Source organism: Clostridium tetani (assembly GCF_900167265.1).
Classification (GTDB): Bacteria; Bacillota; Clostridia; order Clostridiales; family Clostridiaceae; genus Clostridium_G; species Clostridium_G tetani.
In genome coordinates this window covers 245,706-260,494 of sequence record NZ_FUWT01000002.1, presented here as the reverse complement: position 1 = coordinate 260,494, position 14,789 = coordinate 245,706, and the positions used below count along the sequence as shown (strand labels likewise).

Here is a 14,789-nt window from a genome sequence, read left to right as displayed (position 1 = left end):
AATTTTAATTAAAATTTTGTAGATTTCTACAAAATTATATAAGCTTTTTTTGTGTAAAGGATTTAATTCTATATTTTGCTTGTCCAATTGTTATATATTTTTAATACACTAACTTCTAAAAAACTAGTACACTTTATAATATACAACAAAATTTTAAATATGTAAAATGCATTATTAATTTTTTCTGAAACTCTATCCTTATTTGTAAAAGCCTCTATTAAAACTAAAACATTTCCAAAGCTATTATATCACAAATATTTTATTATTGTATATTTTTTTTAATATTGGCACAAAAATATGTACCCCCTTCTTTACACATTTAATTGTAATGTTAAACCCCATACATGTAAAGTATAGGGCTTAGTTTTTTGCTATTTTACAAGCATCTGTCCTAATTTTTTTGCTTCTTCTAACTCTTTTTCGTTAGGTGTTTCTTGTACCGCTAGTTTTCCTATAACATTAAATCCATATTCTTTCATTTGAGTTTCCCATTTTTCAATAAATTCACCATTATCCCATCCATAGGATCCAAATAAAACAACTGGTTTATTTTCTAAATTTAAGTTCTTAAAGTTTTCCAAAAATGGTGCCATTTCTGTTTGATCTATTTGGTTATTGTCCATAGATGGACTTCCAAAGGCTACTGCATCTACTTTTAAAACATCATCTGGTTTTGCATAATGAACTTGTTTTATATCTACTTCTGCTTCTGCAGTCTTTGCTCCCTTAGATACATGTTCTGCTAGAACTTCTACATTACCTCCAGCACTCCAATATATTATTGAAATCTTTTTCACAATAACACCCTCCTTCATTAAACCTATTAATTTAAATTATATATTAACACAATATCTTTTTCAATTAATAGTTAATTCTTCATTGTATAGTATTTCTCTATCAAATCTATTATATTATCTATACCATTTTTAAAAGAACTATTTTTCATATTCTTTATATATTTTTCTCTATTTTCATAAAGATAGTTCAATTTATCTAGAAAAATCTTTTTAGATAGCTCTTCTTCTTCTAAAACTAAACTATATCCATTTTTCTCAAAGGACTTTGCATTTAATATTTGATCTCCTCTGCTTGCCTTTTTAGATAAAGGTACTAATAAGTTAGGTTTTGCTAGAGCTAATAATTCAAATATAGAATTAGCCCCTGCTCTTGATATTACTATATTTGAAGCCTTCATAAAATGGGGTAGCTCTTCTTTTACATATTCAAATTGAGCGTAGCCTTCTTTATTTTCTAATGTTTTTTCTATGTTTCCCTTACCGCAAATGTGAATAATATTAAACTTTTTTAATAATTCCTCTATATTCTCTCTTATTAAATTATTTAAAATTTTAGAACCTAAACTTCCTCCTACTAGTAATACTATAGGTTTATTATCTTTAAACCCACAAATTTTTTTCCCCTTTTCCTCATTACCTAAAAAAAGTTCTTCTCTTATAGGAGTTCCTGTTAAAACACCTTTATCTTTTTTTATATATTTTAGTGTTTCTGGGAAAGTAACACATACTTTATTACAATAGGGTGTTGATAGTTTATTTGCAAGACCTGGTGTCATATCTGATTCATGGGATATGACAGGTACTTTGTTTAAATATGCTCCAATAACCACAGGTACTGCAACAAATCCTCCCTTTGAAAAAACTATATTTGGTTTTTCCTTTTTTATTATTTTTCTGGCTTCCATTATTCCCTTCAAAACTTTAAATGGATCTGTAAAATTTTTTAAATCGAAATATCTTCTTAATTTGCCACTAGAAATTTCGTGATATTTTATACCTTCTTTTTTTATTAAGCTTTTTTCTATGCCATCTTTTGTTCCTATATATTGTACTTCATATCCTAGTTCTTTTAATTTTGGAATTAATGATATATTTGGAGTAACGTGACCTGCTGTTCCTCCACCAGTTAATATAATCTTTTTTTTCAAGTTCACCAACCACCCTTTATTATAAAATTTCAAAATCCATTTTCTATTATTTTATGTTTTAATTAACTAATATACCTACGAAAAGCTAATATATTAATTTACTTTCCGGGCAATATAATAATACAACAGAAAAAGGAGGTAATAAAAATGGCAAGAAGTAATAGAATTCTTGTTCCTGAAGCTAAACAAGGATTAAATCAATTTAAAATGGAAGCTGCAAGAGAATTAGGAGTAAATTTAACTGAAGGTTATAATGGAAACCTTACTTCTAGGGAAAATGGTTCCGTAGGAGGACACATGGTTAAAAAAATGGTTGAAAAATACCAAAGAGATTTATCTTCTAAATAAGCTATAAATATATATGTATAATACCACAATCGTGGTATTATACTTTTTTAACTACTAAATCTATAATCTATTATCCTCATTTGAAGATTTACATATCCATTATATTCGTTTATAGTAGGATAAAATATAAAGTCCATTTTTATATCCTTAGGATTATTCATTATAAACCTATACTTCTCTCCATAATTTTTCTTTAATGTTTTTTCAAATTCATTACCTCTTCCAAAGCATATGCCTTCCATTTTTCTCACATCATCAACTTTTATAATAAATTTTAAAGTATTTCTATCCTTACCTAGCAAAAGTATTTTATCTATTTTTAATTTTTTCTCTGCAAAAACTGGTGATGAATTTCCCTTACCAAAAGGTTCTAATATACTAAGTTTGTTTATAAAATCTATAGATACCTTATCCGGACTTAATTTTTCATCAATAGTTATTTTAGGAATTATGTCCTCTTCTGTTAAATTACATTGGTCATTTAATTTTTCTCTTAATTTATCTATATTTTCTTCCTTTATAGAGAGTCCCGCCGCCATTGGATGTCCACCAAAGTTTTCTAAAATTTCTTTGCATTTTATTAATTCTTCAAACATATTATATTCTTCTATAGACCTTCCTGACCCCTTTGCTTTTTCCTTACCTTTAGTAATTATTATAGCTGGTAAATTATATTCTTCTCTTATTTTTCCAGCCACAATTCCAGCAATACTTTCATGTATATCTTTATTATATACTACAATTATTTTATCATTTTTTATAGAACTATTCTCTATTATTTCTCTTACACTTTCTACACCATCACTTGTTAGCTTTTGCCTTTCTAAGTTTAACTCATGGAGTTTTTTAGCTAAGTCTAATGCCTTACTATCCTCTTCTGCTAACAAAAGTTCTACAGATAACTTTGCAGTTTCCAATCTTCCTGTGGCATTTATACAAGGTCCAATAACAAATCCTATATGATAAGAGTTTAAATTTTTTTCGTTTATTCCTGTTTCCTTTATTAAGTATTTTAATCCTAAATTATCTGTATCTTTTAAAAGTTCTATACCATTTTTAACTAATATCCTATTTTCATCTACTAAGTCTACTACATCACAAATTGTTCCTATAGCTGCATATTGTAGTAATTCATAAAGTTCTTTAGAATTTATTCCCATAACTGAATAAAGAGCTTGAATAAATTTAAAGGCTATACCTGCTCCGCATAATAATTTAAAAGGGTAGGTACAATCTTCTCTTTTAGGATTTATTATGGCATCCGCTTTTGGTAATATATATTCTCTTTTTTCATCTTTATCAATAAAACCTAGTTCATGATGATCTGTTATAACTACTTGCATACCAAGTTCCTTTGCAAATTCTATTTCATTTATGGCACTTATACCATTATCACAACTTAATATTATTTCTACACCATTATTTTTTAATTTTTCTATTCTGTCCTTATTCATGCCATATCCTTCATTTTCTCTATCTGGAATATGATATATAAAATTTGCTCCACACTTTTTTAATCCTCTATATAAAATAACAGTGCTGGTAACTCCATCAGCATCATAATCTCCATATATTGCTAACTTTTTATTTTCCTCTATGGCCTTTTTTATTAACTCAACACCTTTATCCATATCCTTCATTAGAAAAGGATCATATAAATCCTCTATGGATGCATTTATAAATCTATTTATATCATAAGAAGTTTTTATACCTCTATTTACTAATACTTTAATCATGGCTTCATTTATCCCTGTTGCTTTAGATAATTTTTTTATATTTACGCTACTGCATTTAATCATCCATCTCTTTTTCATTGATTTCACCTCTTTAACATTATATACTAAATAAAAATTTTGCGTAGCAAAACTTTTATCAACGAACAACTAACAGTGAATAATGAATAATTGTGGACATCTTTTCTCCATTATCATTTCGAAAAGTTTTTAATTATATGAGCCCTTTACAAGCGATTATAAACGATGTTAAGCAAAGCTTAACGAGCCTGCAAAATAAAATATAAGATTTTTTGTAGCAAAGCGGAAGAAAATCCACCTTAATTGTTCATTGTTCATTGATTATGGTTATTCATTAAAAACTCTGTTTTTTACAGGGTTGACAACAGACGTTCTTTAAAAGTAAAATTATTATATTAATAGTTATTAGTTAAAAGGAGTTGTTATTACTTTGGATAAATTAATCTTTGGAATTTCTGGACTTCCTATAGGAGACGGAAATTCAAAATTTAATTATAAAACTGGTATAAAATATTTAAACTCTATAGGTTTAGAAGCCATGGAACTTCCCTTTGTTAGATCTGTTAATATTACTGAAAAGAATAAAGAAGAGGTTTTAAACGCTAAAATAGAAAATAATATTTATCTCTCTGCCCATGGTTCTTATTTTATAAATTTAAATGCTGTAGAACTAGAAAAGCAAGAAAAGTCTATGGAAAGAATTATAAAAGGAGCAGACGGATTGAAAAAGGTAGAAGGTAGAAGTTTAATTTTTCATCCAGGATTTTATTTAAAAGATACAAAAGAGAAAACCTTTAATACCATAAAAGAAAATCTTAAAAAACTACCCTATTTTGGAATAGACTATAGGTTAGAAACCACTGGAAAACCTACTCAATTTGGCTCTTTAGAGGAAATCGTAGCACTTTGTAAAGATATTAAACACTGCAAACCCTGCATAGATTTTTCTCATTTACATGCAAGATATAATGGTACATTAAAAAATTATGATGACTTTGCAAATATTTTAGATTATATGCATAAAAATTTAGGATACGAAGCATTGGAAGATATGCATATACATATATCTGGTATTCACTATGGTGAAAAGGGTGAAAAAAATCACCTTCCATTTTTGGAAAGTGATTTTAACTATAAAGATTGCATGAAAGCTTTTAAATCTTTTGATATTAAAGGATGTATTATATGTGAAAGCCCTGTTTTAGAAAAGGATGCTCTTTTACTTAAAGAGTACTACTACTCTTTATAGAAAATAACCAATAATGAATAGTGAGCAGCTGAGGATAATTCTTCTCCGTTATCATTACGAAAAGTTTTTAATTATTCGGAGATAAATATCCATAGTTATTCATTGTTCATTGTTAGTTGTTCTCTAAATAAGAATGGTTCTAAACTCTTTTTTTAATGTTAAAATAGTAGATGGTTTTTTCATGGCAGAGGACATTATTGCTATTCCTTTGGCTCCTGATTTTATAACATTTGCGGTGTTCTCTTCAGTTATGCCACCTATTGCAATAATGGGTATTGAAACTTTTTGACTTATACTTTTTATAAAATTTTGTCCTCTGCCTTTTAAACCTTCTTTGCATTTAGTTTCATATATATGTCCTGCCAATATATAATCCGCTCCTAATTTTTCAGCTTCTACTGCTTCATTTAAGCTGTGTACAGAAATACCAAGCTTTCTATCTACTTTCACATTGATTTTTCTAAAAGCTGATATACTACAATGATATCCCCAGGTATTTAATTCTTTTGATATCTTTAAGTCTCCATTTATAATAAGGGGTATATTGTATTTATCCGTCACTTTTTTTATATCTACAGCTAATTTATAAAGATTTTTATAATCCAAATCCTTTTCTCTAAGTATTATGCTAAAAGGCTTATACTTTGCACATTCCTCTATTGTTTTTATAAAATTTTCCTCACCACATATTTTTCTATTTGTAACTACAAATATCATTATATCAAACCTCTTTGCCAATCTTTAAATACAGGATTAAAGCCTTTTTTTATTATCATATCTCTTACTTCCTCTACAGAACGATTATCTGCTATATCAAATTGCGCTTCTCCCTTTATTCCCTTTGAGTGTCCACCAACTTCTGTAGAAACTCCTGCTGATATTTTTGTAATTCCAAGTGAAAGTAAGTTATCTCTAAATTCTTCTCTTTCCCTTGTAGTTATATTTATTCCTGCTCTTGGTAAAAATATTTTGTATGCAAGCATTATTTGAACTATATTTGTATCATTTACATCATGTATTTCTATGGCACTTCCTGCATGGGGTCTAATTCTAGGAAATGACATACAAAGTTCTACATGAGGATAGTTTTGCTGAATAAAAAGCTTCACTTCTAAAGTTATGAAGTCCTAAAAGAGCTCCTACTCCTAAGGAACGTATTCCAACTCTACACGCTCTTTCTGGTGCTTCTAGTCTGTATTTAAAATCTCTTTTTGGTCCTTTTATATGAACTTTTTTATAAACTTCTTCATTATAAACCTCTTGATATATAGTTAATCCATCTACCCCTGCTTTTGTAAGTTCTCTATATTCTTCTTCCTCTAAGGCATAAACCTCTATGGATATGGAACTAAAATATTTTTTTAAAATATTAACACAGTTCTTTATATATGATACTGGTGAGTGATACCTAGACTCTCCTGTTAATATAAGTATGTGCCTTATTCCTTCAGCATATATTGCTTTAGCTTCCTCTTCCACTTCTTCTAAGGTAAGTTTCTTTCTTTTTATATGATTTTCAGCATTGTATCCACAGTATATACATTTATTTTCACAGTAGTTTGCTAAATACATAGGAGTATATAAAACCACTGTTTTACCAAAATTTTTTAAAGATAGTTTTCTTGCTTTTTGTGCCATAGCTTCTAAATAATTTTCAGCTTTTGGGGATAAAAGAGTTAAAAAATCCTTTTCATTTAAGCTTTCTTTGGATAAAACCCTTTCTATATCTTCACTTGTCACACTTTGTAAATAATCTTCAAAATCAAAATTTTCGTATTCCTTTAACTTATGATAAAAACTCATATTGTCACCTTCTTTTTTATTATCTTAAAAATCCTATTAAGGGTGATGATGCATTTGCAAACTTTGCTTCTGTTCCAAATCCTGCTAGATAAGCTTTTCTTCCTGCTTCCACAGCATTTTTAAAAGCCTCTCCCATTAAAATTGGATTTTCTGCTGTGGCTATTGCTGTATTTAAAAGAACTGCGTCTGCTCCCATTTCCATAGCCTTACAAGCATCGGATGGCTTTCCTATACCTGCATCTACTATTATTGGAACTTCTTTTATTTCTTCGATTAAAATTTTTATCATCTCTTCTGTTTTCAATCCTTTGTTAGTTCCAATAGGTGCTCCTAAGGGCATTACTGCTGCCGCTCCTGCCGCTACAAATCTTTTAGCATCCATTAAATCTGGATTCATATAAGGAAATACATAAAATCCTTCTTTTGCAAGTATTTCTGTAGCCTTTATAGTTTCATAATTATCTGGAAGAAGATATTTATTGTCTGATATGGCCTCTATCTTTATCCAATTTCCACAACCTGCTGCTTTAGAAAGTCTTGCAAGCCTTACAGCTTCTTCTGCATTTCTAGCCCCTGAAGTATTTGGGAGTAATACACAATCATCTTTTATATAATTTAATATATTCTCCTCTCTTGAATTTAAATCTACCCTTCTTAATGCAACAGTTATTACCTGACTTTTTGAACTTTCTATTACTTTTGGTAAAATTTCATTTGAACCATATTTTCCTGTACCTATAAATAGTCTACTTTCTAATTGTTTTCCACCTATATTAAGCTTGTCCATACTCTTTCCTCCTAAATATTCTCTTTAAGTATTAACTCCAAAACCAGATTAGCTTGATGGTTAGCTGCCACAGAAACTCTTGGAGTCATAAGCCCCCTTCCTGATTTTGCTTCAGCTTGCCCATCTCCTACTATGTAAAATCTATCATTTATCTTTTTACTTCTTATTAAATTACAATCTTCATAGCCTGCTAATCCTGAAGCGGTTATTATTTTTTTATCCTTCATAGTCGTAAGGACTGTATTTGTAATTAAAGCCTTAGTTTCTGCATTATCAAAGGCCTCTATTATTATATCTGCATCTTTAAATATATTTTCCATGTTTTTTTCATCTACATAAGCATCTATTGTTTGAATATCTACAAAGGGATTACATTGAGATATTATATCCTTTATTGCCTCTGTTTTTTTCATTCCAATGTGCTTTATAAAATACTGCTGTCTATTTAAATTGCTAGGTTCCACCACATCATAATCTACTAATATTAACTTACCTATACCAATCCGTGCTAAAGAAAGTGCAGCTGTAGAACCTAATCCACCAAGTCCTGCTATAGCTACAGAAGCTTTTCTTAATTCTTCATAAACCTTTGGAGTGTGTCTTGCCACAAGTTGAATTTCCATTTCTTCCTTAGTTGGCATTTCTCCTCTTTTTATAAATACAATTCTATCTAAAGGTTTTAATACTATATTGTTGTTTATGGGAAAGCCATTATATATTACAATGTCTGCATCTTTTTTTATTTTATTTTTTAATTTGAAAACATCTATATCTTCTTCTACATTTAAGAATATTTCATTTACATATATCTTCATATTAACCCCCTCCTACAAACCTTATTATCTCTACTTTGGAATTTGTAAAAAGTTTAAAGGTATTAAACTCATCTTTAGATATTATATTTAAATCCACTTCCACTACTACCTTATCTTTATTAATATTTAGCTCTTTTAAAATCTCTTCTATGGTTATATTCTCTTTAAAATTCATTTCATTCCCATTTATTATCAAAGTTTTCACCTCCCCTCTTTATAGTTAATAATGAATAACTTTGGATAACTGTCTATGGCATCTAATATTATTCTAAGATTTTATGACGAAAGAAAGAAAATCCTCCTCAATTGTTCATTATTTATTGTTAGTTATTCATTAAAAAAGCCTGTCAGCTCTTCGCAGGCTTTTTTAACGTCTTCTTTTCCTAATATAGTTGATATAACTGCAATGCCATCTATATTTGTTTCCTTTAATTTTTGTACATTATTTTCATTTATCCCTCCTATGGCAACTATAGGAATGTTTACAGCATTTTTTATTTCTTTAAGGGTTTCTATAGATGTACTTTCTGCATCTTTTTTACTATTTGTAGGGAATATTGCTCCTACTCCTAAATAGTCTGCTCCATCCCTTTGAGCCTTTAGAGCATCCTCTATAGTATTTGCAGATACTCCTAAAATTTTATCTTCTCCTATTATTTTTCTTACAATATTTGCAGGCAAGTCCTTTTGTCCTATATGTATCCCTTCTGCATTTACTGCTAAAGCTATATCCACTCTATCATTTATTATTAATGGTATATTGTATTTATCTGTTATAACTTTTATATCTTTTGCTATTTCATAAAATTCTTTCGATGAAACATTTTTTTCTCTTAATTGCACTAATGTAGTTCCACCTAATATGGCCTCTTCTAGTACTTTTTTCAAATCTCTTCCCTTTAATATATCTCTATCCGTTACTAAATAAAGAGTACAATCTAAATTTTTATTATGCATTGTAAACCTTTCCCCTTTCATTAAATGAACTTTCTTCAAGATTATATATACTATCTATTAAAGCTGTTCTAAAGGAACTTGGACCTAAATTTTTAGTTTTTTCATAGGCAATTTCTCCTGCTATTCCCATGGATACCACTCCTGATAATGTAGCTTGTAAATAGTTTTCTTCTGCTCCACAATATGATGCTATTACAGAAGTACACATACATCCTGCCCCTGTAATTTTAGCCATAATACTGCTTCCATTCTCCACAGTGTAAACTTCTTCTTTAAAACCTATTACGTCCTTTTCCCCTGTTATGCCAATTACTGCATTGTATTTTTCTGAAAGACTTTTAACTAGTCTAATTCTTTCTTCAATAGGATTGGTTTCATCCCAACTTTCTGCATCTACTCCTTTTGTTGATGCATTCATACCTGATAAAACTTTTACTTCTGATATATTACCTCTTACTACTGAAAATTTTATTTCCTCTAAAAGTTCTAAAGCTATGGATGTCCTATACTTGGTAGCTCCAACTCCTACTGGATCTAAAATAACGGGTATATTGAGTTCATTTGCTTTTTTCCCTGCCAAAAACATGGATTTAACTGTTTTTTTATTTAAAGTTCCTATGTTTATAACTAAAGCTGAAGCTATGGACACCATATCTTCAACCTCTCTTATATCATCTGCCATCACTGGAGATGCACCTATAGCTAACACTATATTGGCACAGTCATTTACCGTTACATAATTTGTTATATGATGAATTAATGGATTTTTTTCTTTTAATTTTAATAAGCTATTATATATTTTTTTGTAAATTTCCATCTTACCCCTCCAAAATTATATCAATTAACTGTATACTGATAACTTTCCTTGTCTATCTCCACTTGATTATATAATTCATAAAAGTGATTTATAGGTCCTACTCCCTTTCCTATATCTAGCGAATGTTCTATGGCTATTTGTATATAATCCTTAGCTTTTTTTACACTTTCTTCCAATGTATATCCTAATGCTAGATTTGAAGCTATGGCTGAAGATAAAGTGCAACCAGTACCATGGGTATTTTTAGTTTTTATACGTTGCGATGAAAAATAACTAATTTTTTCTTTACTATATAAAATATCTACCGCTTCACCTTCTAAATGTCCACCCTTCATAAGAACATTTTTAGGTCCCATTTGCATTATTATTCCAGCAGCCTTTTCCATTTTTTCTTTATTATCAATAGGTAGTATTTTTTCTATATCCTCTTTAAGTTTACCTTCTTCTTTATAAGTTTTTATTATTTCCTCTGCCTCAGGTAAATTAGGTGTTATTACATCTGCTAAAGGTATTAGTTTTTCTATAAGAGCTTTTTTAGATTCTGGTGCTAACAGATTGTATCCACTTTTGGATATCATAACAGGATCCACCACTACATTTTTAGCTTTATACTCTTTTAATTTTTCTGCTATTATTTCTATGGTTTCTATTTTGGATACCATTCCAATTTTAACTGCATTCACTTCTATATCTGTAAATATAGCATCCATTTGTTTGATTATAATTTCTTTATCTATATCCTGTACTGCAAAAACTCCTTGAGTGTTTTGAGCTGTTACTGCTGTTATTACGCTCATTCCAAATACTCTATGAGCTGACATAGTCTTTATATCTGCTTGAATACCTGCTCCTCCTGAACTATCTGACCCTGCAATAGTTAATGCTTTTTTCAAATTTATCCCCTCCAACAAGCTTTGTCTTTATTAAATATTTTTTCTCCGATTAGTTTTATTATAGTATATCCTATAACACTTCCCCCTATACTGCTTATAGAAAATGGTACTATAAAAAATAGACCTGCCACTTCCTTTCCCAGTATAAATTTAGCTATAGGAAATGCTAGTGATCCACCTATTAATCCTGTTCCAAAAATCTCTCCAATAACTGCTAAAAATTCTTTACCTGTTTTCTTGCATAAAACACCTGCAATAGCTGCTCCTATCATACTCCCAGGAAAAGCTAGTAAAGAACCTGTTCCAACTATATTTCTTAAAAGAGATATGCAAAATGCTATAGTCACACTATAAAAAGGTCCCAATATTACCGCAGATATAACATTAATTGCATGTTGTACAAGAAAGCACTTAGCTGCTCCTATAGGTATAAATATTAAATTTCCTAGAAAAGCTCCTATAGCTATTAATAGAGCTGACAATGTTAATTTTTTAGTATCCATAAAATCCTCCTATATTTTTATAAAAAAATAAAAGTACAGACAACGTAAGTCTGCACTTTTGCATTCAAATAGTACAACTATATAATATAAAATTATATAGTAAACCATCTCCCTACGCTGGCATTATCCAGATCAGGTTAAAGGGTCTAAGAATTTAGTTCTTACTCTCAGCTGACATAAACCAGCTCCCCTGAAACTTTATTCCATTATTAATTAAATGATACTACAGCATGTTTTAACAGTCAAGTGGGATTACTGAATTATCTGTATGCTTGGATTGTTTAAGATTCTTCTTATAATCTTATTTATATGGTACCCATCTATATCTTTATAGTCTTCCTCTGTTTGAAATACTCCTTTATAATCTCCATACATTATTTCATAACAAGTTAAATCTTTTGCCAGCTGTATAGATCTTTCACATCTCAATTCCTGTTTTAGTCTAATTCCCTTAATAGCTTTTTTTATTTTATCTTCTGTAAAATAATTTTTATCCACTTTAATTTCTTCTATGGCTTTATTTATAAGAGCTATAGCTTTGTTTATATTATCTTTATGCACAGATAATTGTATACAGAAAAGTTTTATTCCTTTTTCATTCTTTATAAAACTACTAATATCATAAGCTAATGAGTTTTCTGTTCTTATAATATTATATAAAATACCACTAGTACCTTCTCCAAAATAAAAGTTAAACACATCCATTGCTTTTATTTCTTTATTTTCTAACATATGTATAGGATAAACATATTGTATTTTTGCTCCTTCTATACCTTGTTTTATTTTTACAAAAGTTCCTGGATTATTTAACTCATATAGATAATTTTCATTAACTTTTTCTATACTAGTTTTTTCTTCTTTTTTTATTAAATATTTTTCTATAATTTCCTTTACTTTTTCAAATTCCAGAGATGAAACTACAGATATTGTCATATTATTTAATTTATAAAATTTATTATAAAAATCTTTTATCTGATTTAAAGTTATGGTGTTTAGACTATGTTCATTCCCTATAATAAGCTCTTTTATTCTTCTATTTTCAAAGGCATTATAAAAAAGTTCATCTTCACAATATTGGTCATTATCATCTTTCCAATCCTTTAATTCTTGTTTAATTACATCTATTTCTTCTCTAAATCCTTTTGCGGGGAAAGTTGGATTTAATACTATGTCTAAAAATACTTCTACTCCCTTATGAAATTCTTCTGATAAAGTAGTTCCATAATATATTACATAAGGGTAATTAGTCATGGCATTTTGAAATCCAAAAATCTCATCACATAAAGAATTTATTTCACATTCTGTTCTATTTTTAGTTTCTTTAAATACCATATGTTCCACTACGTGAGCTGTTCCATAGGGAAATCCATTCTCTCTTATGGCTCCTCCATCAAAGCCTATACAAAAGGAAGTTATATGTTCTTCTATTTTTTTATATATAAGTTTAGTTCCATTATTTAATTTTATATCCTTCATTTAATCACCTATATTTTAGAGATAAAGCATAGATTTTTTTAATTCTTCTAATTCTTTTTCATCTATTATATTTTCTAATATTTTAAATGTAAAATCTATAGCTGTGGAAGGTCCTCTACTAGTTATTATATTGCCATGTTGAACTACTTTATCTTCTTTGTAATTAGATCCTTTTAATTCTTCTTCAAAACCTGGATAAGAAGTTATATTCTTATTTTCTACAATATCTGCTTCTTTTAATACTATAGGAGCGGCACAAATGGCTGCTATCAATTTATTTTCATCATTAAATTCTTTTATTATTCCTATAACTTCTTTATTATCTCTTAAGTTAGTAGCTCCTGGCATACCCCCTGGCAAAACTATACCTGAAAATCCATATTCCTTAAAATCTTTTAAAAGTGTATCACTTTTTACATATATGTTATGAGCTCCCTTTACCATTTTCTCTTCAGTTATAGAACAAGTTTTACAATCTACTCCAACTCTTCTTAGAATATCTACCACTGTTAATGCTTCGATTTCTTCAAAGCCCTTTGCTAACATTACAACTATTTTTTTCACTTTTATTACCTCCCACATAATTTTGTACTTTTAAAAGTATTATATATAGTATAATTAATTAAAAACAATTCGTAAAATAAAAATTTTGCGTGACAAAATTTTTATTTAATGAACAAGGAATAATGAATAATGAACAACTGTGGATATTTTTTCTCCATTAGCATTACGAAAAAACTTTAATTTTATAAAAACCCAATGTTTAGCTTCGCTAAACGGACTAATTCATAGACTAACTATCTATATTATCTAATAAAATTAAAGATTTTCTAAGGCAAGGAATAAAATCCACCTAAATTATTCATTGCTCATTGTTAGTTGTTCATTAATAAAAAAAATGCGTCGCAGTTTTTTTATTTTGTGTTATAATATAAAAAGTAAAGTGAAACTTTAAAAGAGGTGATTTTTATGAACCAAGTTGGTTATGTTACAAAAGTAGATGGTGAAAAAGCTCATATTATTTTTAAAAGAACTTCCAGTTGTGGTGATAAATGTGCTAATTGTTCTGGCGGTTGTGAAATACCACCATTAGTATTAGATATAGAAAATACACTATTTGCAGAACCTGGGGATGCTGTAGCTGTAAATATGGAGGACAATATATTTTTTAAGCTTACCTTCTTTGCTTATGCACTTCCACTTATACTCATGCTTTTAGGCGTAGCTATAGCTTACATAACTACTAAAAATGAAACAATAGCTGCCTTTACAGGATTGGGTTTTCTTGCAATATCCTATGGTATTTTAAGAATTGTAAACAATAATCATGTTAAGAATCAATCTAAATCTGTAACTATGATGAAGATATTATCAGAAGAAGAAATTACTAGATTAGGAATATAATTTAAATAAAAAAGGTACAATTGCTTGTACCTTTTTTA

The 14,789-nt window shown here is 28.8% G+C and carries 16 protein-coding genes, 1 pseudogene and 1 riboswitch; of the genes and pseudogenes, 3 read left to right on the top strand and 14 right to left on the bottom strand.

The genetic code is table 11. From position 1 onward, the window contains the following. Nucleotides 1-371: 371 nt before the first annotated feature. Entirely contained in the window at nucleotides 372-797 is a 426-nt protein-coding gene (locus B5D21_RS01205; RefSeq protein ID WP_035109431.1) for a flavodoxin, read from the bottom strand. 71 nt (nucleotides 798-868) lie between these two features. After that, complete coding sequence (locus B5D21_RS01200) at nucleotides 869-1,945, bottom strand: undecaprenyldiphospho-muramoylpentapeptide beta-N-acetylglucosaminyltransferase (protein WP_035109428.1); 1,077 nt, start codon at nucleotides 1,943-1,945, stop codon at nucleotides 869-871. A 147-nt stretch (nucleotides 1,946-2,092) separates the two neighbouring features. On the opposite strand from B5D21_RS01200, the gene B5D21_RS01195 reads away from it, so the two are divergent. After that, the gene (locus tag B5D21_RS01195; protein WP_023438671.1) at nucleotides 2,093-2,293 is read left to right on the top strand and encodes an alpha/beta-type small acid-soluble spore protein; all 201 of its coding nucleotides are present in this window, start codon (nucleotides 2,093-2,095) and stop codon (nucleotides 2,291-2,293) included. 47 nt (nucleotides 2,294-2,340) lie between these two features. On the opposite strand, the gene recJ is transcribed toward B5D21_RS01195, so the two are convergent. After that, nucleotides 2,341-4,107 (bottom strand): single-stranded-DNA-specific exonuclease RecJ, encoded by a 1,767-nt coding sequence (gene recJ / locus B5D21_RS01190; protein WP_035109423.1) that lies wholly within the window; start codon nucleotides 4,105-4,107, stop codon nucleotides 2,341-2,343. A gap of 370 nt (nucleotides 4,108-4,477) precedes the next feature. Here recJ and B5D21_RS01185 point away from each other — a divergent pair, with 370 nt between their 5' ends. Next, nucleotides 4,478-5,296 carry a TIM barrel protein gene (locus B5D21_RS01185; protein WP_011099937.1) on the top strand — a complete coding sequence of 273 codons (819 nt, stop codon included), beginning with the start codon at nucleotides 4,478-4,480 and terminating at the stop codon, nucleotides 5,294-5,296. A 123-nt stretch (nucleotides 5,297-5,419) separates the two neighbouring features. Here the strand turns inward: B5D21_RS01185 and B5D21_RS01180 are convergent, their stop codons facing one another. From B5D21_RS01180 to B5D21_RS01130, 11 genes and pseudogenes are all read right to left on the bottom strand, one after another. Then, nucleotides 5,420-6,013, bottom strand: coding sequence for a thiamine phosphate synthase (locus tag B5D21_RS01180; protein ID WP_035109421.1), 594 nt, complete (start codon nucleotides 6,011-6,013; stop codon nucleotides 5,420-5,422). Next, nucleotides 6,013-7,099: pseudogene (gene thiH / locus B5D21_RS01175) on the bottom strand (2-iminoacetate synthase ThiH). The gene B5D21_RS01180 and the pseudogene thiH overlap by 1 nt, the downstream one beginning before the upstream one ends. 19 nt (nucleotides 7,100-7,118) lie before the next feature. Further along, nucleotides 7,119-7,886: a thiazole synthase gene (locus B5D21_RS01170; protein ID WP_011099940.1), complete on the bottom strand. Its 768-nt coding sequence runs from the start codon at nucleotides 7,884-7,886 to the stop codon at nucleotides 7,119-7,121. A gap of 11 nt (nucleotides 7,887-7,897) precedes the next feature. After that, a complete protein-coding gene (gene thiF / locus B5D21_RS01165) occupies nucleotides 7,898-8,701 on the bottom strand; it encodes a thiamine biosynthesis protein ThiF (protein ID WP_011099941.1) in 804 nt (267 codons plus the stop codon). A 1-nt stretch (nucleotide 8,702) separates the two neighbouring features. Next, nucleotides 8,703-8,897, bottom strand: coding sequence for a sulfur carrier protein ThiS (gene thiS, locus B5D21_RS01160; protein WP_035109418.1), 195 nt, complete (start codon nucleotides 8,895-8,897; stop codon nucleotides 8,703-8,705). A gap of 131 nt (nucleotides 8,898-9,028) precedes the next feature. Next, the gene (thiE, locus tag B5D21_RS01155; RefSeq protein ID WP_035109414.1) at nucleotides 9,029-9,658 is read right to left on the bottom strand and encodes a thiamine phosphate synthase; all 630 of its coding nucleotides are present in this window, start codon (nucleotides 9,656-9,658) and stop codon (nucleotides 9,029-9,031) included. Beyond that, nucleotides 9,651-10,475, bottom strand: coding sequence for a hydroxyethylthiazole kinase (gene thiM, locus B5D21_RS01150; protein WP_011099943.1), 825 nt, complete (start codon nucleotides 10,473-10,475; stop codon nucleotides 9,651-9,653). The genes thiE and thiM overlap by 8 nt, the downstream gene beginning before the upstream one ends. A 20-nt stretch (nucleotides 10,476-10,495) precedes the next feature. Then, nucleotides 10,496-11,368, bottom strand: a complete 873-nt coding sequence (gene thiD / locus B5D21_RS01145; RefSeq protein WP_035109410.1) for a bifunctional hydroxymethylpyrimidine kinase/phosphomethylpyrimidine kinase — start codon at nucleotides 11,366-11,368, stop codon at nucleotides 10,496-10,498. 2 nt (nucleotides 11,369-11,370) lie between these two features. Beyond that, nucleotides 11,371-11,871, bottom strand: a complete 501-nt coding sequence (gene thiW, locus B5D21_RS01140) for an energy coupling factor transporter S component ThiW (RefSeq protein ID WP_011099945.1) — start codon at nucleotides 11,869-11,871, stop codon at nucleotides 11,371-11,373. Between the two features lie 92 nt (nucleotides 11,872-11,963). Further along, nucleotides 11,964-12,073, bottom strand: a riboswitch (TPP riboswitch). Between the two features lie 50 nt (nucleotides 12,074-12,123). Further along, nucleotides 12,124-13,347: a M16 family metallopeptidase gene (locus B5D21_RS01135; protein ID WP_011099946.1), complete on the bottom strand. Its 1,224-nt coding sequence runs from the start codon at nucleotides 13,345-13,347 to the stop codon at nucleotides 12,124-12,126. 15 nt (nucleotides 13,348-13,362) lie between these two features. Next, on the bottom strand, nucleotides 13,363-13,911 hold the full coding sequence (locus B5D21_RS01130; RefSeq protein ID WP_035109406.1) for a DJ-1 family glyoxalase III: 549 nt from the start codon (nucleotides 13,909-13,911) through the stop codon (nucleotides 13,363-13,365). Nucleotides 13,912-14,316: 405 nt separating this feature from the next. Here B5D21_RS01130 and B5D21_RS01125 point away from each other — a divergent pair, with 405 nt between their 5' ends. Continuing rightward, entirely contained in the window at nucleotides 14,317-14,751 is a 435-nt protein-coding gene (locus tag B5D21_RS01125) for a SoxR reducing system RseC family protein (protein ID WP_035109403.1), read from the top strand. Nucleotides 14,752-14,789 lie beyond the last annotated feature (38 nt).

What these genes read in the sequence shown, in the direction of transcription:
- B5D21_RS01135 (WP_011099946.1), bottom strand. Translation starts at nt 13,347, where the DNA reads ATGAAGGATATAAAATTAAATAATGGAACTAAACTTATATATAAAAAA.
- B5D21_RS01170 (WP_011099940.1), bottom strand. Translation starts at nt 7,886, where the DNA reads ATGGACAAGCTTAATATAGGTGGAAAACAATTAGAAAGTAGACTATTT.
- recJ (WP_035109423.1), bottom strand. Translation starts at nt 4,107, where the DNA reads ATGAAAAAGAGATGGATGATTAAATGCAGTAGCGTAAATATAAAAAAA.
- B5D21_RS01125 (WP_035109403.1), top strand. Translation starts at nt 14,317, where the DNA reads ATGAACCAAGTTGGTTATGTTACAAAAGTAGATGGTGAAAAAGCTCAT.
- B5D21_RS01195 (WP_023438671.1), top strand. Translation starts at nt 2,093, where the DNA reads ATGGCAAGAAGTAATAGAATTCTTGTTCCTGAAGCTAAACAAGGATTA.
- B5D21_RS01180 (WP_035109421.1), bottom strand. Translation starts at nt 6,013, where the DNA reads ATGATATTTGTAGTTACAAATAGAAAAATATGTGGTGAGGAAAATTTT.
- thiF (WP_011099941.1), bottom strand. Translation starts at nt 8,701, where the DNA reads ATGAAGATATATGTAAATGAAATATTCTTAAATGTAGAAGAAGATATA.
- thiE (WP_035109414.1), bottom strand. Translation starts at nt 9,658, where the DNA reads ATGCATAATAAAAATTTAGATTGTACTCTTTATTTAGTAACGGATAGA.
- thiM (WP_011099943.1), bottom strand. Translation starts at nt 10,475, where the DNA reads ATGGAAATTTACAAAAAAATATATAATAGCTTATTAAAATTAAAAGAA.
- thiW (WP_011099945.1), bottom strand. Translation starts at nt 11,871, where the DNA reads ATGGATACTAAAAAATTAACATTGTCAGCTCTATTAATAGCTATAGGA.